23 protein-coding genes are annotated in these 19,632 nt (G+C 59.4%); 11 read left to right on the top strand and 12 right to left on the bottom strand.

All coding sequences use genetic code 11. The features are described from left to right. Nucleotides 1-82: 82 nt before the first annotated feature. Nucleotides 83-754, bottom strand: a complete 672-nt coding sequence (locus HU727_RS18715; RefSeq protein ID WP_186533561.1) for a C39 family peptidase — start codon at nucleotides 752-754, stop codon at nucleotides 83-85. Nucleotides 755-985: 231 nt separating this feature from the next. Here HU727_RS18715 and HU727_RS18710 point away from each other — a divergent pair, with 231 nt between their 5' ends. Further along, on the top strand, nucleotides 986-1,156 hold the full coding sequence (locus HU727_RS18710; RefSeq protein ID WP_186533431.1) for a hypothetical protein: 171 nt from the start codon (nucleotides 986-988) through the stop codon (nucleotides 1,154-1,156). 120 nt (nucleotides 1,157-1,276) lie between these two features. Here the strand turns inward: HU727_RS18710 and HU727_RS18705 are convergent, their stop codons facing one another. Both HU727_RS18705 and HU727_RS18700 read right to left on the bottom strand, forming a co-directional pair. Beyond that, nucleotides 1,277-2,026 carry a TerC family protein gene (locus HU727_RS18705; protein ID WP_186533432.1) on the bottom strand — a complete coding sequence of 250 codons (750 nt, stop codon included), beginning with the start codon at nucleotides 2,024-2,026 and terminating at the stop codon, nucleotides 1,277-1,279. 29 nt (nucleotides 2,027-2,055) lie between these two features. Then, nucleotides 2,056-2,298: a hypothetical protein gene (locus HU727_RS18700; protein WP_186533433.1), complete on the bottom strand. Its 243-nt coding sequence runs from the start codon at nucleotides 2,296-2,298 to the stop codon at nucleotides 2,056-2,058. A gap of 133 nt (nucleotides 2,299-2,431) precedes the next feature. On the opposite strand from HU727_RS18700, the gene nhaR reads away from it, so the two are divergent. After that, entirely contained in the window at nucleotides 2,432-3,331 is a 900-nt protein-coding gene (gene nhaR, locus HU727_RS18695) for a transcriptional activator NhaR (protein ID WP_186533562.1), read from the top strand. Here the strand turns inward: nhaR and HU727_RS18690 are convergent. Then, entirely contained in the window at nucleotides 3,326-4,489 is a 1,164-nt protein-coding gene (locus HU727_RS18690; RefSeq protein ID WP_186533434.1) for an MFS transporter, read from the bottom strand. The two genes, nhaR and HU727_RS18690, sit on opposite strands and share 6 nt — an antisense overlap. 307 nt (nucleotides 4,490-4,796) lie before the next feature. Between HU727_RS18690 and sstT the strand changes: the two genes are divergently transcribed. After that, nucleotides 4,797-6,029, top strand: a complete 1,233-nt coding sequence (gene sstT, locus HU727_RS18685) for a serine/threonine transporter SstT (RefSeq protein ID WP_186533435.1) — start codon at nucleotides 4,797-4,799, stop codon at nucleotides 6,027-6,029. Nucleotides 6,030-6,190: 161 nt separating this feature from the next. On the opposite strand, the gene HU727_RS18680 is transcribed toward sstT, so the two are convergent. After that, on the bottom strand, nucleotides 6,191-6,700 hold the full coding sequence (locus HU727_RS18680; RefSeq protein WP_186533436.1) for a DUF1993 domain-containing protein: 510 nt from the start codon (nucleotides 6,698-6,700) through the stop codon (nucleotides 6,191-6,193). Between the two features lie 125 nt (nucleotides 6,701-6,825). On the opposite strand from HU727_RS18680, the gene HU727_RS18675 reads away from it, so the two are divergent. Further along, on the top strand, nucleotides 6,826-7,470 hold the full coding sequence (locus tag HU727_RS18675) for a YceH family protein (protein ID WP_186533437.1): 645 nt from the start codon (nucleotides 6,826-6,828) through the stop codon (nucleotides 7,468-7,470). Between the two features lie 133 nt (nucleotides 7,471-7,603). On the opposite strand, the gene HU727_RS18670 is transcribed toward HU727_RS18675, so the two are convergent. Next, nucleotides 7,604-8,122, bottom strand: coding sequence for a cupin domain-containing protein (locus HU727_RS18670; RefSeq protein WP_186533438.1), 519 nt, complete (start codon nucleotides 8,120-8,122; stop codon nucleotides 7,604-7,606). A 200-nt stretch (nucleotides 8,123-8,322) separates the two neighbouring features. After that, a complete protein-coding gene (locus HU727_RS18665) occupies nucleotides 8,323-9,141 on the bottom strand; it encodes a shikimate 5-dehydrogenase (protein ID WP_186533439.1) in 819 nt (272 codons plus the stop codon). A gap of 243 nt (nucleotides 9,142-9,384) precedes the next feature. Between HU727_RS18665 and HU727_RS18660 the strand changes: the two genes are divergently transcribed. The 3 genes from HU727_RS18660 (at nucleotide 9,385) to HU727_RS18650 (ending at nucleotide 10,478) form a co-directional block, all read left to right on the top strand. After that, the gene (locus HU727_RS18660; RefSeq protein WP_186533440.1) at nucleotides 9,385-9,765 is read left to right on the top strand and encodes a hypothetical protein; all 381 of its coding nucleotides are present in this window, start codon (nucleotides 9,385-9,387) and stop codon (nucleotides 9,763-9,765) included. Between the two features lie 232 nt (nucleotides 9,766-9,997). Then, nucleotides 9,998-10,192 (top strand): hypothetical protein, encoded by a 195-nt coding sequence (locus HU727_RS18655; protein ID WP_186533441.1) that lies wholly within the window; start codon nucleotides 9,998-10,000, stop codon nucleotides 10,190-10,192. Between the two features lie 103 nt (nucleotides 10,193-10,295). Then, nucleotides 10,296-10,478 carry a hypothetical protein gene (locus tag HU727_RS18650; protein ID WP_186533442.1) on the top strand — a complete coding sequence of 61 codons (183 nt, stop codon included), beginning with the start codon at nucleotides 10,296-10,298 and terminating at the stop codon, nucleotides 10,476-10,478. Here HU727_RS18650 and HU727_RS18645 read toward each other — a convergent pair. The 3 genes from HU727_RS18645 to HU727_RS18635 all read right to left on the bottom strand — a co-directional run bounded on the left by HU727_RS18645 (nucleotide 10,475) and on the right by HU727_RS18635 (nucleotide 12,827). Continuing rightward, nucleotides 10,475-11,536 (bottom strand): AI-2E family transporter, encoded by a 1,062-nt coding sequence (locus HU727_RS18645; RefSeq protein ID WP_186533443.1) that lies wholly within the window; start codon nucleotides 11,534-11,536, stop codon nucleotides 10,475-10,477. The genes HU727_RS18650 and HU727_RS18645 overlap by 4 nt on opposite strands. Before the next feature lie 253 nt (nucleotides 11,537-11,789). Next, nucleotides 11,790-12,020, bottom strand: coding sequence for a hypothetical protein (locus tag HU727_RS18640; RefSeq protein ID WP_186533444.1), 231 nt, complete (start codon nucleotides 12,018-12,020; stop codon nucleotides 11,790-11,792). Nucleotides 12,021-12,113: 93 nt separating this feature from the next. Then, a complete protein-coding gene (locus HU727_RS18635) occupies nucleotides 12,114-12,827 on the bottom strand; it encodes a FadR/GntR family transcriptional regulator (protein WP_186533445.1) in 714 nt (237 codons plus the stop codon). A 367-nt stretch (nucleotides 12,828-13,194) separates the two neighbouring features. On the opposite strand from HU727_RS18635, the gene HU727_RS18630 reads away from it, so the two are divergent. Continuing rightward, nucleotides 13,195-14,541, top strand: coding sequence for an MFS transporter (locus HU727_RS18630; RefSeq protein WP_186533446.1), 1,347 nt, complete (start codon nucleotides 13,195-13,197; stop codon nucleotides 14,539-14,541). A 25-nt stretch (nucleotides 14,542-14,566) separates the two neighbouring features. Beyond that, on the top strand, nucleotides 14,567-15,910 hold the full coding sequence (gene gudD, locus HU727_RS18625) for a glucarate dehydratase (RefSeq protein ID WP_186533447.1): 1,344 nt from the start codon (nucleotides 14,567-14,569) through the stop codon (nucleotides 15,908-15,910). A gap of 118 nt (nucleotides 15,911-16,028) precedes the next feature. On the opposite strand, the gene HU727_RS18620 is transcribed toward gudD, so the two are convergent. After that, nucleotides 16,029-16,901: a LysR family transcriptional regulator gene (locus HU727_RS18620; RefSeq protein WP_186533448.1), complete on the bottom strand. Its 873-nt coding sequence runs from the start codon at nucleotides 16,899-16,901 to the stop codon at nucleotides 16,029-16,031. Between the two features lie 159 nt (nucleotides 16,902-17,060). Between HU727_RS18620 and ampC the strand changes: the two genes are divergently transcribed. Next, nucleotides 17,061-18,227, top strand: coding sequence for a class C beta-lactamase (gene ampC / locus HU727_RS18615; RefSeq protein ID WP_186533449.1), 1,167 nt, complete (start codon nucleotides 17,061-17,063; stop codon nucleotides 18,225-18,227). A 162-nt stretch (nucleotides 18,228-18,389) separates the two neighbouring features. On the opposite strand, the gene HU727_RS18610 is transcribed toward ampC, so the two are convergent. Continuing rightward, on the bottom strand, nucleotides 18,390-18,959 hold the full coding sequence (locus HU727_RS18610) for a DUF4174 domain-containing protein (RefSeq protein ID WP_186533450.1): 570 nt from the start codon (nucleotides 18,957-18,959) through the stop codon (nucleotides 18,390-18,392). A 207-nt stretch (nucleotides 18,960-19,166) separates the two neighbouring features. On the opposite strand from HU727_RS18610, the gene HU727_RS18605 reads away from it, so the two are divergent. Continuing rightward, complete coding sequence (locus HU727_RS18605) at nucleotides 19,167-19,631, top strand: GNAT family N-acetyltransferase (protein ID WP_186533451.1); 465 nt, start codon at nucleotides 19,167-19,169, stop codon at nucleotides 19,629-19,631. Nucleotide 19,632: the final 1 nt, after the last annotated feature.

Raw genomic sequence — 19,632 nt, 5'->3', positions numbered from 1 at the left:
CCTTGTGTCACCCGCAGGTCGCGGGCTCTTACTTCGGAGGCCTGCCGGGCGCAGTCGTGCCCGGCAGATGACGAACGGAGGATTAATGGGCCGCCAGCGCCTTTCTCGCTTGCGCCGCTGCGTTTTCCTCGCCGGCCTGCGCCAGTTCATCGGCGGCTTTCAGCCAACGTGAACGGTCGACCGCCGCCGGGATCTGCGACGGTTTCTGGATCAGAATCGCCCAGCCGCCGGACTTCTCGAATGCCGATTCGAAGGCGCCGAAGTCCATCAACTGGCGACGGTTCATACCGGCGCGCAGCAGCACCTTCTGTTTATTGCGGTCGTAGCCGGACAGGATCGCGTAACGCGGCTCGGCCCAGAACGCCGAACCTTCGCTGAACCGCACCATCACCGGATAGCCTGCCGCTACCTGAGCCAGCAAGGCTGGCAACCTGCTGTCGAGCGGATAAACCACCAAGCCGTATTCGCGGGCGAGGTTTTGCATGTTTTGCTGCAGCTTGTCTTCTGCACCCGGCAAGCGCAGCGGTTTTTCCAGCAGGCCCGGGGTGGTCACGATGCCTTGTTGCGACAACAGGCTGGCCAATACCTGCGGCCCACTTTGATGGGCTTCACCACGGTAAAAGGTGCCGCTGAGCTCAACCCGCTCCGGCAACCGTTTGACTTCGGGCGCCACGCTGCCTGCGCATCCGGCCAATGCCGTTACGCAAGCGGCGGCCAGCAGTGCTCCACGCACTCGAGAAAATACCTGCACCATCGCTACTCTCTTCAGACACCGGTCATCGTGTTCCGGCAACGCAGCGATCATAGAGCCGCACCCGCCAGCGGTATAGCCTTAAACGGCAGACCTGGCGATTGCATAGAGCAAACTGATTGGTCGCAGCCGACCTTTGGTCAATAGCTTGAAACACCCCATTGGCTAGACTGTCACTGGAATAGAGCGAATTGCGAAAGCGGGCGCCCGACGCAGGGCGAAGAGGAGGCACCAATGAGCCTGACCATGACCATCGTAATGTTGATTGCCGGCTGGCTGGCCGTGGCGACTGCCATGTTGTGGGGCGTGTTGCGGATTTCGCGGCGCCATCATCATCATCCGGTGCAGACGACGCCGGCAGAGAAAACGGAAAAGCCTGGCGTGCGGCATGCCGCTGCACACTAAAGATCAAAAGCCCTTTCCCTCATGCGAGCGTTCGCAGCGCTCTGACTGATTCAGCAAATCGAAGATCAAAAAAAACCGCCCGAGCTCAAAAAGCCCAGGCGGTTTTTGTGTTGTCAGCGTTTACGCCTGCTGAGCAACTTTCTTCTGCTTCGCTCGCCGAGACATCATGTTCAGCACCTCGATACCGGCCGAGAACGCCATGGCCGCATACACATAACCTTTCGGTACGTGGGCACCGAAGCCTTCGGCGATCAGCGTCATGCCGATCATGATCAGGAAGCCCAGCGCCAGCATGACCACGGTCGGGTTGTCGTTGATGAACTTGGCCAGCGGATCAGCCGCAAGCAACATAACCAGTACCGACGCCACTACCGCAATGATCATGATCGGCAAATGCTCGGTCATGCCAACGGCGGTGATGATGCTGTCGATCGAGAACACCATGTCGAGCATCAGGATCTGGCCGATCGCCGCCGCAAAGCCCAGGGTCACGGTCGATGTAGCATTCTTTGGATCTTCCGGCGCCGGGTCCATGCTGTGATGGATTTCAGTCGTGGCTTTCCAGACCAGGAACAGACCACCGGCGATCAGGATCATGTCCTTCCAGGAGAACGCCTGGCCGAGGATTTCGATCACAGGCTCGGTCAACTGCACGATGAAGGCGATGGTGCTCAGCAGGGCCAGACGCAGGATCAGGGCCATGCCGATACCGATACGGCGCGCCTTTTGGCGATGCTGTTCGGGCAACTTGTTGGTCAGGATCGAGATAAAGATCAAGTTATCGATGCCGAGCACGATTTCCATCACCACCAATGTGGCCAAAGCAACCCAGGCGGTCGGGCTGGCGGCGAGTTCTAACAGATATTCCATGGGTCAGTCCTGACTCTGTGTAAGACGGTTTAGATGGTCTTGGTGGAAGATTCGGATTCTTCCGTTTCTTTTTCCGGTGTTTCTTTTTTCTGAATCAAGCCGCCGGTCGCATCGCTGAGCGCTTGTTCGGCGGCTTTGTGGGTGTCGTCGATCGCTTGTTTGGCGGTTTCGGCGGCAGCGCCCATCAATTGCTGTGCACTTTTTTCAGCCTGATCGCAACCGGCCAGAACCAGTAAAGACGCAAACATTAACGCTGGGAATGTGTATTTCATCAGTCTTCCTTCGAATAAATAGACAGGCGCACAGACCGGCCGTCGATGGCTGGGCATTCTAGGGAGATGAACACTTCAGGAAAATTCGTATTTTTAGCGGCTATACTTCGGTTTTAACGAAGTGATGACCGCTATGCTCAATTACCGGCAATTGCATTATTTCTGGGTCGTGGCCAAGACCGGCAGCATCGTGCGCGCCTGTGAGCAACTGAACCTGACGCCACAGACCATCAGCGGGCAGATTTCCCTGCTCGAACAAACCTACGGCGTCGAACTGTTCCGCAGGGTTGGCCGGCAGCTCGAGCTCACTGAAGCCGGGCGCCAGGCCCTGCCCTACGCCGAGCAAATGTTTCAGTTGGGCGGCGAACTGGAGTTGATGCTGCGCGCGCAGCCCAACGAGCAGCAGATTCTGTTTCGTGTCGGCGTGGCCGATGTTGTGCCCAAATCCATCGTCTATCGCCTGATTGCGCCCACCATGGAGCTGCACGAACCGCTGCGCATCACCTGCCGCGAAGACAAACTCGAACGTTTATTGGCTGATCTGGCCATCCAGCGCCTGGATCTGGTGATTTCCGATAGCCCGATGCCTTCGCACCTGGACATTAAAGGTTATAGCCAGAAGCTCGGCGAATGCGGCATCAGTTTTTTTGCCACCGCCGAACTGGCAGCGCGATATGGGCAGGACTTCCCGCGCAGCCTTCACGGCGCGCCGCTGCTGATTCCCGGCGCGGAAACCGTGGTGCGCAGCCGCTTGCAGCGCTGGTTCGCCGAGCAGCAGATTCAACCGCAGATAGTGGGTGAGTTCGACGACAGTGCGTTGATGCAGGCCTTCGGCCAATCCGGCAGCGGAATCTTTATCGGTCCGAGCGTGATTGCCGAGGAAGTGAAGCGTCAGTACGGCGTCGAGCTGATCGGGCAGACCGACGCGGTGAGCGAGTCGTTCTATGCCATTTCGGTCGAGCGCAAGGTCAAGCACCCTGGCATCGTTGCGATTACCGAAGGTGCCCGACGCGAGTTGTTCACCGGGTTATGACGCCTCGCCGCAGACCTCACGCGGCTTGAGCGTCATCAGCACCATGGCGAGGAACACTGAGAGCAGAATGAATCCCGCGGCAGCAAACCCGAGAAAGCCCAGACCCGCAGTATCGATGACCCGGCCACCGACCATGGCGCCCAGGCCGATCCCCAGATTGGCCCCGGCGATATTCAACGAGGCGGCAAAGGCTGGAGCTTCGGGCGCCGCTTTCATCAGGCGTACGTGGCTGACCAGGAACAACGCCGCCTGGGTCACGCCCCAGATGCCCATCGCGACCGCCAGCCCCACAGGCGAATGGATGTTCGGCACCAGCGAGACCATGCCGGCAATCATGAAGGCACAAAACAGCACCGACGCCCCGAGCGGGTGCCGATCCACCGCACGACCGCCCAGCGAGTTACCAATCAGCCCGACCGCACCGAACGCCATCAGGCACCAACCGACTACGGTGCCGTTGAAACCGGCGAGGCGTTCAAGGATGTCGGCCAGATAGGTGTAAGCGGTGAACATGCCGCTGAACACCAGAATCGACAGCACAATATGGCCGATCATCAGCGGGCTGCGCAGGATCTTGAATTGCGAGCGGAAGCTGACCTGATGCTGGTGCAGGCTGGTCTTCGGCAGATAAACAAACAGCAGCAAGGCTTTGGCGAAGGCAACCAGCGCCAGAATGCCAAAAGCGCTGCGCCAGCCGAATGCATCGGAAATCAGCGTGCCGACCGGGATGCCAAACACCGTGGCGCAGACGATACCGAAGCCGATCTTGGCGATTGCACGACCGGCGAAATCCGGGCCGACGATGTCCACTGCGGTCTCGCTGGCCAGAGCCCAGAACACCGGCAAGCCCAGCGCCGGGATCAGCCGTGCAATGGCCATCACCCAGATATTCGGCGCCAGCGCCGCGACGGTGTTGGCCAAGCCGAACATTATCAGGATGGTGATAAACAGTTTGCGCCGTTCGAAACGGGCAAAATATGCGGTCAGGAAAGGCCCGAACAGCGCCACGGTAAAGGCGAATAAAGTCACCAGTAACCCGGCTTGCGGGATGGTGACTTCCAGGTCTCGGGCGATCGCCGGCAACAGGCCGACAATGACGAATTCCGTGGTCAGCACCGTGAACCCGGCGGCGGACAACAGAAGAATAGGCAACAGCATGCGCAACTCCAGCAAAACAACGACACCAGCGTTGACCCGAAGGCCCGCTGGCAGAACTAGAAAATGAGGATGGCGAATGTTAACAGACTGTGTCGGGGCTGACTTGCACAAAGCTGTCGATCTGCAGCGCAGATCGGGTGGCAGATCGTCACAGGCCTGAAGGTTAGGGCCTACGCTGTGATAAAGTCCGCGCCCTGAAAAACCCAGAGCTGTTCGACGATCGGTTTACCGCCGTTGATGTCACTTCGACAGGCGATTCGTGACTGCCCACGACGCTTCGCACCCTATAAAAAACAGAGATGCCGCTATGACCGCTCCATCCTCTTCGTTATTGCAACGCCTTAAACGCCTGAGTCTGGTCAGCCAGATCGTCATCGGCCTGATCGCCGGTATCGCCCTGGCCCTGATTGCGCCGGAACTGGCGAAGTCCACTGCGTTCATCGGCAAAGTGTTCGTATCGGCACTGAAAGCCGTGGCGCCGATTCTGGTGTTCGTACTGGTGATGGCCTCGATTGCCAACCACAAGCACGGTCAGGAAACCCACATTCGACCGATTCTATTCCTGTACCTGCTGGGCACGTTCGCCGCAGCGGTGGTGGCCGTGGTTGCCAGCATGAGTTTTCCGTCGAATCTGGTGCTGTCGACCGAAAACGTTGCAGTCACCGCGCCCGGCGGTATCACTGAGGTGTTGCAAAGCCTGTTGCTGAGCGTCGTCGACAATCCGGTCAGCGCGCTGATGAACGCCAACTTCATCGGCATTCTGGCCTGGGCGATCGGCATGGGCATCGCGATTCGCCATGCCGGCGACACCACCCGTGAAGTGCTGGGCGATCTGTCCAACGGTGTGACCGTTATCGTGCGCGTGGTGATTCGCTTTGCGCCGCTGGGTATTTTCGGGCTGGTGGCTTCGACGCTGGCCACGTCCGGTTTCGGCGCTCTGCTCGGCTACGCGCACCTGCTGGCCGTGCTGCTGGGCTGCATGCTGTTTGTCGCGCTGGTGATGAACCCGCTGATCGTGTTCTGGAAACTGCGCCGCAACCCGTACCCGCTGACCCTGATGTGCCTGCGCGAAAGCGGTATCACCGCGTTCTTCACCCGCAGCTCGGCGGCCAACATTCCGGTCAACCTGGAATTGAGCAAACGCCTGGGCCTGCATGAAGACACCTACTCGGTATCGATCCCGCTGGGGGCGACCATCAACATGGCCGGTGCGGCGATTACCATCACCGTGCTGACCCTCGCGGCCGTGCACACGCTGGGTATCACCGTGGACATTCCGACCGCGATCCTGCTCAGCGTCGTCGCGGCGATCTGCGCCTGTGGGGCGTCGGGTGTGGCCGGCGGTTCGCTGTTGTTGATTCCGCTGGCGTGCAGCCTGTTTGGCATCCCGAGCGAGATCGCGATGCAGGTCGTGGCGGTGGGCTTCATTATCGGTGTGCTGCAGGATTCGGCGGAGACCGCGCTGAACTCCTCGACTGACGTGCTGTTTACCGCAGCGGCTTGCCTGGGCGAAGAAGAAAAAGCCCAACGCGCCGCATAACCGCCTTACCCTGTGGGAGCGAGCCTGCTCGCGAAAGGGGGCGAGACATTCAACATTGATATCGCCTGATACGCCGCATTCGCGAGCAGGCTCGCTCCCACAGAAAAACAAAAAGCCCGCCAAGGCGTAAACCTTGGCGGGCTTTTTCGTATGAGGGTGTATTAAAACGCGCCCATGTAATCGCGCTTGCCCACTTCAACACCGTTATGACGCAGCAGCGCATACGTGGTAGTGACGTGGAAGAAGAACTGCGGCAAACCGTAAGTCAGCAGGTACGACTGACCGCTGAAGCGCTTCTCTTTCGGCGTGCCTGGGCGGGTGACGATTTCGATGCCTTCCTTGCCGTCGATCTGCTCTGGCTTGATCTCGCCGATGAAGGCAAGAACCTTGGCGATCAGCGCTTGCAGCTCGGCGAAGGAGGTTTCAGTGTCGTCGTACTTCGGCAGTTCAACTTCGGCCAGACGCGCAGACACGCCTTTGGCGAAGTCCACGGCGATCTGTACCTGACGCACCAGCGGGAACATGTCCGGGTACAAACGCGCTTGCAGGAACGCGTTCGGGTCGATGTTTTTCTCGGTGGCGTGGGCTTCAGCCTTTTTCAGCACATCGCTCAGGGCGTTGAGCATTTGTTGAAAAACCGGGACGGATGCGGCGTACAGGGAAATGGTCATGGCAGTCTCGTGTGATGGCTGGGTAAAACGTGGTGGCGATTATAGCCATGCTTGATGACCACACGGCTTGCCTTTTGTTTGGCAAGGATTAGGCTAGGCGGCTTCGACTGCAGAGGGAACGCGCGATGACCACCGAACAAGAATTCACCAGCGAACAACCGCGGCTGAACGCCACGGAAATTCGCATTCTGGGTGCCCTGATCGAAAAACAGGCCACCAGCCCGGAATCCTACCCGCTGACCCTCAATGCGCTGGTGCTGGCCTGCAATCAGAAAACCAGTCGCGAACCGGTGATGAACCTCAATCCAGGTCAGGTCGGGCAGAGCCTGCGAGCGCTGGAAGGTCGTGGCTTCACCAAACTCGTCATGGGCAGCCGCGCCGACCGCTGGGAGCACAAGGTCGACAAGGCGCTGGAACTGGTGCCGGCGCAGGTGATTCTCAGCGGATTGATGTTTCTGCGCGGCCCGCAAACCGTCAACGAGTTGCTGACTCGCAGCGGCCGCATGCACGAGTTCGAAGATGCCGAGCAGGTGGTGCATCAGCTTGAGCGGTTGATCGCTCGTGGCTTGGCGACACTGATTGCGCGTCAGGCCGGGCAGCGGGAAGACCGTTACACCCACGCATTGGGAGACCCGGCGGACATCGAAGCGATCATGGCGGCACGGCACAATCCTGGCGAACGTTCGGGCAGTGGTGTTTCAGTGGAACGGATCGAAGAGCTGGAAGCGCGGATTGCAGCGCTGGAAGAGCGCCTGGCACGGCTCGAATAATCACCCATAGATACATGTGGGAGCGAGCCTGCTAGCGAAAGCGTAGTGTCAGTCAGCACAATAATTCGATGACCCGCCGCCTTCGCGAGCAGGCTCGCTCCCACAGAGTCTGCGCCATCTTTAGCTGTCCGCTCTATTCCCCATCCCAATAATCCACCCCGTCCGCCTGCCGCGCCACGGCGACGAAGCCCGACGCATTACCGTCAGCATCGATCTGAAAATTATCCATCACCGCATACTTGTTCGAGTCCGGGTACTCGCAGATGTCCGGCTGCTGCTGGGTGCTGATCGCCAAGTAGCGCAATTCGGCGGCGCTGGTATTGATGATTTGATGAGCCTTTTCCGGCCCGCCCGGAGGGCAGGCAATCACATCACCCTGGCGAATCGCAAATCGCTCCGCCCCCAGGCGCACCTCGCCCTCCCCGGCCACGACAAAAAACATTTCCTCATTGACCCGATGACTGTGAAACGGGCTGCCGCGCATGCCTGGCGGCAAGGCGTACAGGCGATAGCCGAGTTTTTGCGCGCCCAGTTGCTGGCCGATCCGGGCGAATCGTTGCTGGTAGCGCGTGGCGGTATCGCCTTCGGGGGCAAGGGCTTCGGGCAGGGGGTCGAGTTCGACCTCGTTGAGATTGAGGATGGGCGGATGCATGGGTGGCCTCGGTTATGTTTTTTTGTAGTAGGCAAGTCTGTGCTTGCTGGTCTTGAAGAATAGACAACCAGATAAATGGAGTTGAATTCATCGCTGGCAAGCCAGCTCCCACAAATCCGCGGTCGACTGCAATCTTTGCATCACTCCCCCCTGTGGGAGCTGGCTTGCCAGCGATGGGGCCCGCCCAGCCACCACAAAAATCAGCTGCGCGCGAAAGCAACCGCCGCCGCGAACTGCTGCTCATTCGGCCGCACGCCGGTGTACAGCACAAACTGCTCCAGCGCCTGGATCGCGATCACTTCCAGCCCGGTAATCACTCGTTTGCCCTCGGCGCGCGCTTGCACGATCAGCGGCGTTTCCGAAGGAATCGCGACCACGTCGAACACAGTCTCCGCCGCTTTGATGATTTGCGGCTCGAACGCCAGTTGCCCCGCTTCCGGCCCGCCGTCCATGCCCACTGGCGTCACGTTGATCAGCATCTGCGGGCGCTCATCGCCCAGTTCGGCCTGCCAGCGATAGCCCAGCGAATCCGCCAGGGCGCGCCCGGCCCTTTCATTGCGCGCGACGATCAAACCGTTCTTGTAGCCGCCGTCACGCAAGGCGCTGGCCACTGCTTTGGCCATGCCGCCGCTGCCGCGCAGGGCGAAGGTCGAATCCTTGGGCACCGCGTGGCTTTCCAGCAACTGCGCGACCGCGATGTAATCGGTGTTATAGGCCTTCAGATGGCCGTTGGTGTTGACGATGGTGTTGATCGACTGGATTGCGGCAGCCGAGGCATCCAGTTCGTCGACCAGCGCGATGCAGGCTTCCTTGAACGGCATTGACACGCCGCAGCCGCGAATACCCAACGCGCGAATGCCGCTGACGGCACCAGTAAGGTCCTTGCTGCTGAACGCCTTGTAATAGAAGTTCAGGCCCAGTTGTTCATACAAATGGTTGTGAAAACGCAGACCGAAGTTCCCCGGGCGCCCGGACAGGGACATGCACAGTTGGGTGTCTTTGTTCGGGTTCATCTGCATGAAACTTCTCCTTCAAACGCACTTTCGGATGGGCGGGATTGGCCGGCCCATCGGGTTCTGGATCATCATTGAGGCTTGTTCAAGGCGCTGCGCAGCACGGTAAAGAAGCCGGTACAGACCTTACACAAAATTTACCCGACGGCCGTGCTGAATTTCTCGATTTCGCTGTCTTAGCTGTATCCCCGCGACAACTGTGGGCCTGGTGCAGGCCCTGCCGCCGGGTCGAAGAACCGAGGACTTATCATGATTCGTAAACTTCCCATCATGGCTTTGTTGATTGGCGCGCTCGCGGTCACCGGCCAGGCTGAAGCGGGTGGTGGCCACGGCTGGCAAGGCCCTGCAGTGTTTGGCGCGATCGTCGGCTCGGCCATCATCGGCTCGGCATTGATCAATCAGGACCGGCCGGTGTACGTGCAGCAACAGCCGGTCTATGTGCAGCCGCAGCCGGTTTACGTCCAGCAACCGCCACCACCGGTCTATTACCAACCGGCGCCGGTGTATGTGCAGCAACCGGTGTACATCCAGCCCGCCCCCGTTTATTACGGCCCGCCCCGCGGTTATTACGGCCGGCCACACGGTTACTATGGCGGCCCGCATGGCTATTACGGCGGCCCACGCTGGTAGGCGAAACACAAAGCCCTGCTTTAAAGAGCGGGGCTTTTTTATGACCGCTCGTCGGTGAAGGTCTGAAAAAATCGCGCCAAGGTCGCTGTGAGGACAGTTTGAGCAGCTAAAGTCGGCATGATGGAATCGACCGTTGGCGGATTTTTCATCAAACGGTCACTGCTTTGTCATGACGGAACTGCAATCTGAATCCGTCCGTAAACAACAAGTTGATAACAACAAGGACGACTGTATGCCTACACAAAACCCGCACCGCATCGTCGGCTTGTGCACCTCAAGCAAGGTGTACAGCGCGCTGACCGAGCTCAAGCACCTGGAAGGCCATCGCTGCGCGAAGATGCTTTCGCTGCTGGCCGAGAACCTGGTGCACAAGGGCCTGCTCAATGAACGCGAAGTCATGCACATGCTCGATCAAGTGGTCGAATGACGCCAGACCTCATTGACATCAATGACCACTATCGAAAGCGTTGATTGTCCGTTGCGCCAGCGAATCCCTAAGGTAGCCCCATCAGTTTGATGGAGGTTTTCCCATGGCTCAGGTACAAATCATGTCGGTCATCGGCAGCGCGGTTCCCGCTTCGCTTCGCGCGTCGGGACTGCTCGCCTGCTGGTACCTGATGCGCGACGGCGAGCCGATCAGCGGCCCGCTGACCTCGTTGCCGGCAGCGCAGGCCCTGTCGCAGCAAGTGGTCAGCACCGCCTTACACGCCTAAGGCAGTTGTACCTTGGGTTTGGTTTCGTCGAACAACGCCCAGCTCGACAGGAACAACGCGGCAATCAGCGGCCCGATCACAAAGCCGTTGAGACCGAATACCGCCAGCCCGCCGAGGGTCGAGATCAGGATCATGTAGTCCGGCATTTTGGTGTCTTTGCCCACCAGAATCGGCCGCAGCACATTATCCACCAGACCGATCACAAAGACTCCGAACAAGCCCAGCACCACGCCCTGCCAGATCATTCCGCTGAGCAGGAAATACGCCGCCACCGGCGCCCAGACAATGCCCGCGCCCACGGCTGGCAGCAGCGAAAGAAACGCCATCAACACCGCCCACAGCAGCGCGCTGGGAATGTCGAGGAACCAGAAAATCGCCCCGCCCAGCGCGCCCTGTGTCACGGCCACCAGCACGTTGCCTTTTACCGTCGCGCGCACCACGCGATTGAACTTCAGCTGCAGACGGCGCTTGTGGTTTTCCTCCAGCGGCACGGCGGTGCGCATCTTGCGCGCCAGATCGGGGCCGTCACGCAAAAAGAAAAACAGCAGATAGAGCATGATGAAAAAGCTCACCACGAACTCGAACGTACCCTGGCCGAAACTGAACGCCTGAGTCGCCAGCACCTGGCTGCCCTGCATCGCCGATTTGACGATCTTCTCGCGCAGGCTGTCGAGTTCGCCCATGCCGAAGCGATCAAGCAAGTTTTGAAAGTACGGCGGCAGGCTGTGTTTGAACTGCGCCAGATACGCCGCAATGTCCAGCTCTCCGCTCTCGATGTTTTTGTAAACCGCCGCCCCCTCCTGTACCAGCAAAATGCTGACGATGATCACCGGCAGAATGGCGATCACCAGGCACAGGCTCAACGTGCACAGCGACGTCAGATTGCGTTGCCAGCCGAATTTCATCTGTAACCTGCGCTGCACCGGGGCAAACAGAATGCCCAGGATGACAGCCCAGAATACCGCGCCGTAGAACGGCAGCAGAATCCAGATGAAGGCCACCGTGACCAGCACCAGCAGCACTGTCAGGGATTTGAATTGAAGACTCTTTTCGTTCATAGCCGATCCATGTCAGTCAAGCGTCACGCACGCCCGCCCCACTTAGTCAGCCGCCATGCGCTCGAGTGCCGTGTTTATTTATGGAGCATAGATCCGGATCAACAAAACCACGCCTCGCTGGAGATTTTGTCGTGATGCCCAGGCCGCGTTCGCGAGCAGGCTCGCTCCCACAGGGTTCTGTGGGGTACAGACATTCAGTGTGGGAGCGAGCCTGCTCGCGAAGAGGCCGGTAAATTCGACACAAAACCAGATGTCAGCGCAAATCATCCGACAATGGCGTTGGCTCGTCCGCTGGCGGGATATCCTCGTCAGCCGTCGAATCCACCCAATCGTCGTCTCGATCGGCATCACTTAAAGGATCACGTCCCGGGTCCATGCCCGGCGGCGCTTCGTGGCCGCCCAGTTGAGGATTATGGGCGCCCGGCAGCGGGTGGGTCTGCTCGGTGGGCGCAATGCCGCCCGGAAACAGCGAATCGTCAGCCATGCTGCACCCCACGGGAAAAGGCCCGGAACGTCCGGGGCGTATGATTTGGAACCCCGAGGGATGGCCGCGTGCGATGCAACAGACCAGCGGCGCTCACTCCTGCGCGATAAAGCGATCGCGGCTGTTGGTCAGGTGCAGCCACATCGCGGCGCGGGCGGCATCGGGGTCCTGACGCTTGATCGCATTCAAAATCGCTTCGTGCTCCAGATTCGCCAACTCCCCGAGCTTGCTCAAATCCGCCGCGCCGCGTTCAGCGGCATTGACCCGGGTGCGCGGGATCATCGCCGTCCCAAGATGCTGCATGATTTCGCTGAAACACACGTTGCCGGTGGCTTCGGCGATCAGCAGATGAAAACGCCGATCCGCTTCCACGCAACTGTCGTTATTGGCCAGCAGGCGTTGATAGTCATCCAGGGCCTGACGCATCTGCTGCACTTGCTGCTCGGTGCGCCGCAGCGCCGCCAGCGCCGCCGCTTGCGTCTCAAGGCCCATGCGCAATTCCAGAATGCCGCGCACGCCCAGCGCCGTATCGACATTCAACCGCAGGCCCTGCTCCGTCGAACGCTCAATGACAAACGTGCCGATGCCGTGGCGCGTTTCGACCAGCCCGGAAGCCTGCAATTTCGAAATCGCCTCGCGCACCACTGTGCGGCTGACGCCATATTCCATAACGATGGAATTTTCCGACGGCAGCTTGTCGCCCGGCGACAACTGGCCCAGCAGGATGCTCTGGGTGAGTTTCTCCACCAGGTCATGAGCGAGATTGTGCGTGCGTTTGCGCGCCGGAGCGTCGAGGTCTTCTTGCATGGTCAATTCCGGTGTTCGGGGCTTGCAGATCGTAGCACTGCGCGGGTGCTCGACGGGATCGATTTGGATGACAGGTCAGCATTTCAGCTTGTATGACAACACTCAAATAACGAGAAGCGCCTTTCCAAATGCTATGGCCCTCGAATGATTAAAGGGCATCGCATCTGCAAACCACCTTCCGCTTTGCCGGCGAGCAAAGGCAGTAAATACGGGGAGAATCCAAAGAACAAGAATAAAAACCGATTCACTCAGAAGATTTTAATCGCCTCGCCCTCTTGTAGGACAAAAAAATTGAGTTGTATGATGTCTATCAACAACGCAGCACCCGACGCTACCCGCATAAAAATAATCAGTGGGAGAAAAACAAGTGAAAACCTCCGTTTCCGGGATGAACGAAGGCGTTGATCCAACGCTGACGTCCGCCATCTCGAAAGTGAAACGCCACGTCCTGCCGCTCTTCGTGATCATGTTCATCGTCAACTACATTGACCGGGTGAACATCGGTTTCGTCCGCACCCACATGGAAACCGATCTGGGCATCGGTGCCGCCGCTTACGGCTTCGGCGCAGGCCTGTTTTTTATTGGTTACGCATTGTTCGAAGTCCCTTCCAACATGCTCCTGCAGAAAGTCGGCGCGCGCATCTGGCTGACCCGCATCATGTTCACCTGGGGCGTGGTTGCCGCCTGCATGGCGTTCATCCAAAACGAAACCCACTTCTACATTCTGCGTTTCCTGCTCGGTGTCGCCGAGGCCGGGTTCTTTCCCGGGGTAATTTATTACTTCACCCGCTGGCTGCCCGGGGTGGAACGCGGTAAAGCGATTGCCATTTTTCTCAGCGGCTCGGCGATAGCCTCGCTGATCTCCGGCCCGCTGTCCGGCCTGCTCCTGCAGATCAACGGACTGGGCATGCACGGCTGGCAGTGGATGTACTTCATCGAGGGGATGTTCTCGGTGTGTCTGTGCGTCTTCGTCTGGTTCTGGCTCGACGCCAAACCCCACGACGCGAAATGGCTGACCCGCGCTGAGCAGGATGCGCTGGTAACGGCCATCGACGACGAACAAAAGGCGCGCGAGGCAGCCTCACCGATTCGCCCTTCGCTGGGAAAACTGCTCAAGGACCGGCAGATCATTCTGTTCTGCCTGATCTACTTCTTTATCCAGCTGACGATCTACGCTGCGACCTTCTGGCTGCCGAGCATCATCAAGAAGATGGGCGAACTCAGCGACGTGCAGGTCGGCCTGTTCAATTCCATTCCGTGGTTGCTGTCGATCGTTGGCATGTACGCTTTCGCCTCACTGTCGGCAAAGTGGAAGCATCAACAAGCGTGGGTCGCCACGGCCCTGTTGATCGCGGCGGCGGGGATGTTCATGTCCACCACCGGCGGGCCGATCTTCGCCTTTGTCGCCATCTGTTTTGCGGCGCTGGGTTTCAAATCCGCCTCGTCGCTGTTCTGGCCGATTCCCCAGGCGTACCTGGATGCGCGCATCGCGGCGGCAGTGATTGCGCTGATCAACTCGGTCGGCAACCTCGGCGGTTTCGTCGCGCCCACCACGTTCGGTCTGCTCGAAGAACACACCGGCTCGATTCAGGGCGGCCTGTATGGCCTGGCCGCCACGTCGATCATCGCCGCAATCATCGTCTTCGCCGCACGCACCACGCCCAAACCCGCGACTGAAATCGCGACGGCCGACGCCGCGCCGAAACACGCCTGACTTCGTCTTGATAAGGAAAACAAAAATGACTGCTCACGATACCGCCAAAGCCCCGATCATCACCGAGATGCAAGTCATTCCGGTGGCTGGCCACGACGGCATGCTGCTCAACCTGAGCGGCGCCCACGGGCCGTTTTTCACCCGCAACATCGTCATCCTCAAGGACAACGCCGGCCACACCGGTGTGGGCGAAGTGCCCGGTGGCGAGCGCATTCGCCAGACCCTGGAAGACGCGCGCAATCTCGTCATCGGCAGCCCGATCGGCACGTATCAGAAGATTCTCAATCAGGTTCGCCAGACCTTCGCCGACCGCGATGCCGGTGGCCGTGGCCTGCAAACCTTCGACTTGCGCATCACCATCCATGCAGTCGCCGGCCTTGAAGCCGCCCTGCTTGACTTGCTCGGCCAACACCTCGACGTGCCGGTGGCGGCGCTGCTCGGGGAAGGTCAGCAACGCGATGAAGTGAAGATGCTGGGCTATCTGTTCTACGTCGGCGATCAGCGTGAAACCGACCTCGCTTATCGCAGTGAACCGGATGCCGACAACGACTGGTTCCGCGTGCGTCATGAAAAAGCCATGACCGCCGAAGCGGTTGTCCGTCTGGCCGAGGCGGCTCACGCCAAGTACGGTTTCAAGGACTTCAAACTCAAGGGCGGCGTGCTCAGCGGTGATGCCGAAATCGAGGCGGTGACCGCACTGGCCGAGCGCTTCCCGGACGCGCGGATCACCCTGGATCCGAACGGCGCCTGGTCATTGAAAGAGGCGATCCGCCTGTGCCGCGATCAGCACCACGTTCTCGCTTATGCCGAAGACCCGTGCGGTGCGGAAAATGGTTATTCCGGTCGCGAAGTCATGGCTGAATTCCGCCGCGCCACCGGACTGAAAACCGCCACCAACATGATCGCCACCGACTGGCGCGAAATGGGCCACGCGATACAGTTGCAGTCGGTGGACATTCCGCTGGCCGACCCGCATTTCTGGACCCTGCAGGGCTCAGTGCGCGTCGCGCAAATGTGCCATGAATGGGGCCTGACCTGGGGCTCGCACTCCAACAACCATTTCGATATTTCCCTGGCCATGTTTACCCATGTCGCCGCCGCCGCACCGGGCGACATCACCGCCATCGACACCCACTGGATCTGGCAGGACGGCCAGCGCCTGACCAAGGCGCCGCTGCAAATCGTCGACGGCTGCGTGCAGGTGCCGAAGAAACCGGGACTGGGTGTGGAGATCGACATGGATCAGGTGGCCAAGGCCCACGAACTCTACAAAGGCATGGGCCTGGGGGCGCGGGACGACAGCGTGGCGATGCAGTTCCTGATTCCAGGGTGGAAATTCGATAACAAGCGCCCGTGTCTGGTGCGTTGAGTCAGTAGCCTGCTGACTTCAACTGTGGGAGCGAGCCTGCTCGCGAAGGCGTCAGGTCAGTTGATATTGCTGTTGCTGACACACCGCTTTCGCGAGCAGGCTCGCTCCCACAGGGGGGTCAGCCAGAGATTTCCACCAGCCACTCCTTGAATGCTTTCATCGCCGCTGATTCCGGGCGCGACTGCAATCGTGTCAGCCAGTAACTGCCGGTGGTGATTTCAATTGCAAATGGCTGCCGGATCGCATCCGCCGCCAGTTGCCGGGCGAACATCAGCGGCGGTGCCAGCGCTACCCCGCCGCCCTGCAACGCCACTTCCATCATCGCCAGCGACGAATCAAAAACGATGCTCTGCGGCGGTGCTGCCTGCGTCGCCAAGCCTGCGGCGCGAAACCATTCCGGCCATTCATCGATGCGATACGAACGCAACAACGTCTGCTGCAGCAGATCGCCCGGTGAGCGCAGTTGCCGAGCAATTTCGGGCACGCACAACACCGACAGCGGCGCTTCGAGCAAGCGTGTCGCCTCGATGCCATGCCACGCCCCGGCGCCAAAGCGAATCGCGTAATCCAGCCCTTCTGCCGCCACATCCACCCGGTTGTTATGGGTCGAGAGGCGTAAATCTACCAGCGGATGTTTCGCCCGAAAGTCCGCCAGCCTCGGCAACAGCCAACCCACGGCAAACGTGCCCACCGCGCCGACGGTCAACGTTTCGCGATACTGCCCCCCGGCCAGGCGTTCGAGCACCTGCGCAATGTGATCGAATGAAGTACTGAGCACCGGCAGCAACGTCTCCCCTTCACTGGTCAGCAACAGCCCACGGGGCAGACGTTTGAACAGCGTGAGGTTAAGTTGCGCTTCGAGGCTTTTGACCTGATGGCTCACGGCAGCTTGCGTCACGCACAACTCCACGGCAGCGCGAGTGAAGCTCAGATGACGCGCCGACGCCTCGAAAGCACGCAGAGCGTTGAGCGGCAGTTGCGGTCGAATCATGCGCTGTCCCAAAATTTTCTAATGGCTCGTGCGAGATTTCATCGTTTGTCGAATGAGGCCGGCGTGCCTAAATTAGCCGCGCTGATCAGCCGACCGATGAAAAATCACCCGCAGTGTAGCGGGATACAACAATCGACACTCATGGAGAGTGATTCAATCATGTGTTCCTTCAAGCCGAGCAAGGTCTTTTCCTACAGCGCTTTCGCGGTATTCTTCAGCAGCGCTGCCTGCCATGCCGCCACCCCCACGGAGGCGCAATTGCAGGCCCTAGTTACGCAAGCCGTGACCCCGGCCATTCAACAAAACAACATCCAGGGCCTGACAGTGGCGCTCACCCTGAACGGCCAGGCGCATTACTTTAACTACGGAATCGCCGCCAAAGATACCGGGCAAAAGGTCAGCGAAAACACCCTTTTCGAAGTCGGCTCTGTGAGCAAAACCTTCACCGCCACCCTCGCAGGTTTAGCGCAAGCTACAGGCCGACTCGACCTGTCGAGCAAGGCCAGCGAGCTTTGGCCGGAACTCAAAGGCAGCGCATTCGACGACATTAGCGTGCTGCAACTGGGCACCTACAGCGCCGGTGGACTGCCGCTGCAATTCCCCGCTCAAGCGGATTCTTCCGACAAGATGCTCGCCTATTACCAGCAGTGGAAACCGCAGTTTCCGGCCGGCAGCCATCGTCTGTACTCCAACCCGAGCCTGGGTTTGTTCGGCTACCTGACGGCGAAAAGCCTCGGCCAGCCCTTCGATCAGGCGATGACGCAAACCCTGCTGCCGAAACTCGGCTTGCAGCACACTTTTCTCTCCGTGCCGCAAGCGCAATCAAAGCTCTACGCCCAAGGCTACGACAGCGCCGACCAACCGGTGCGCGTCAGCCCTGGCGCACTCGACGCCGAAGCCTACGGCATCAAAACCAGCGCCGCCGACCTGCTGCGTTACGTCCAGGCCCAACTGAAACCGGCCGGCCTTGCGCCCGACCTGCAAAAAGCCATCGCCAACACCCACACCGGCTACTACCGCGTCGGCGACATGACGCAGGGCCTGGGCTGGGAGCGCTACGACTACCCGATCAGTCTGGCAAAGCTGCAGAACGGCAACTCGACACCCATGGCCATGGAACCGCTTAAAGTCGACTGGCTGACCCCGCCGCAACCTGAACCGGCCAACGTGCTGTTCAACAAAACCGGCTCCACGCGCGGCTTTGGCGCGTACGTGGCGTTCGTGCCGTCGCGGGACGTGGGTATCGTGATTCTCGCCAACAAGAACTACCCGAATGCTGAGCGGGTCAAGATTGCGCATACGATCCTGAGTGCCTTGGCGGATTGAAAGCAAAAGATTGCAGTGTCATGCAGCGCCTGCGGGATCGGTTTTTCACTCGATACAGGAATTGTTGAAAGCTGCGATTTTTGCATCTCGGTAGCCAACAAAAAGGGGCGAGAAGATCAATCTTCTCGCCCCTTTCATTTGCATGGCATTGATAACGGCCAATCAATCATCCGGCATTTGCGGCGGCTTGCCCGGTTTCGCTGGTTTGCTCGGCTTGGTCCCCTTCGCGCCTTTGGCCGGTTCCGGCTCGGTGGCGGCGGGTGTTTGCGCGGCGGCGGCAGCGGCGGCTTCTTTTTCGGCCATCGGCATGGCGTCGATGGTTTCGAAGATTTTTGCAAGGTCCATTGCCTTGGCTTCGTCACCCGATGCGGACAGTTTGGTTTCGCCGTCCTTGCCCACCAAAAACACTTTCGGATACGCCCCTGCGCCCAGCTTCAGCGAACGCAGCAACGCCATGGTGTCCTGCTGGCCCATGTCCTTGCCGTCGAGTTGGCCCGACATGCTGAGAATGGTGTAGACCTTGATGTTGCGGTCGGCGACGCCTTTCTTGTTGGCCGGATCCTCCAGTGATTTTTTCAGGCTCACCCACACCGGATCGACGGTGCTTTGCGCGATCACGATCAGCGGGCGGGCGCGACCGATGTCCCCGGCCAAAGGTGAGTCGCTGTCGGCGGCGAACACGGGGCCGGCCACCGCCAGCAAGAATGTCAGGGTCAGGGACCTGATGAGCATGCGCATCTCCTTTTAATATCCACGCACTACTGATTGCGCATCGTGGCGATTGTTCCGGGGGCATGTGGCGAAAAGGCATTGCCCTGTCAGAAGCTTAGGTCAGGGAGAACTTTGCGCAACATGCTGGAGCGATCGCTGCGCAGATTTGATTACCGGTTATGAGCGCATTAGGGTAGCCGCTCTGCCAACGAATTGGAGTTCACTCACATGTACATTGACTACCTGTGCGATCACCCCGAATTTATCGAAGAACTGGCTACCCTGAACTTCAAGGAATGGGGCGAATTTCGCCCTGGGCAAACTGTCGAGGATCGCATCGAGCACATGCGTGAGTCCTGCGGCAAAGGTGCGATTCCGAGCGTGGTGGTAGCACTTGACGGTTCACGTCTGCTGGGCGGTGCCCTGCTCATCGAAAGCGATCTGAAGCTACGGCCGAACCTGACGCCGTGGCTGGCGGGCGTTTATGTCAAGGCTGAGGAGCGTGGACGCGGGATCGCTTCGCAACTGGTTATGCGCGTGGTTGAAGAAGCACAAAAGCTGGGCGTACCTGAGCTATATCTCTATACCGACACTTCGCAGTCGCTGTATGCGCGACTGGGTTGGCAAGTGGTCGAGGAGCTGATGTACGAAGAGCTCCCAGTGGTGGTGATGAAATACGTCATTCGCAACTGAC

It is taken from the genome of Pseudomonas khorasanensis, assembly GCF_014268505.2.
Taxonomy (GTDB): domain Bacteria; phylum Pseudomonadota; class Gammaproteobacteria; order Pseudomonadales; family Pseudomonadaceae; genus Aquipseudomonas; species Aquipseudomonas khorasanensis.
This window is presented reverse-complemented; position numbering and strand designations above follow the sequence as displayed.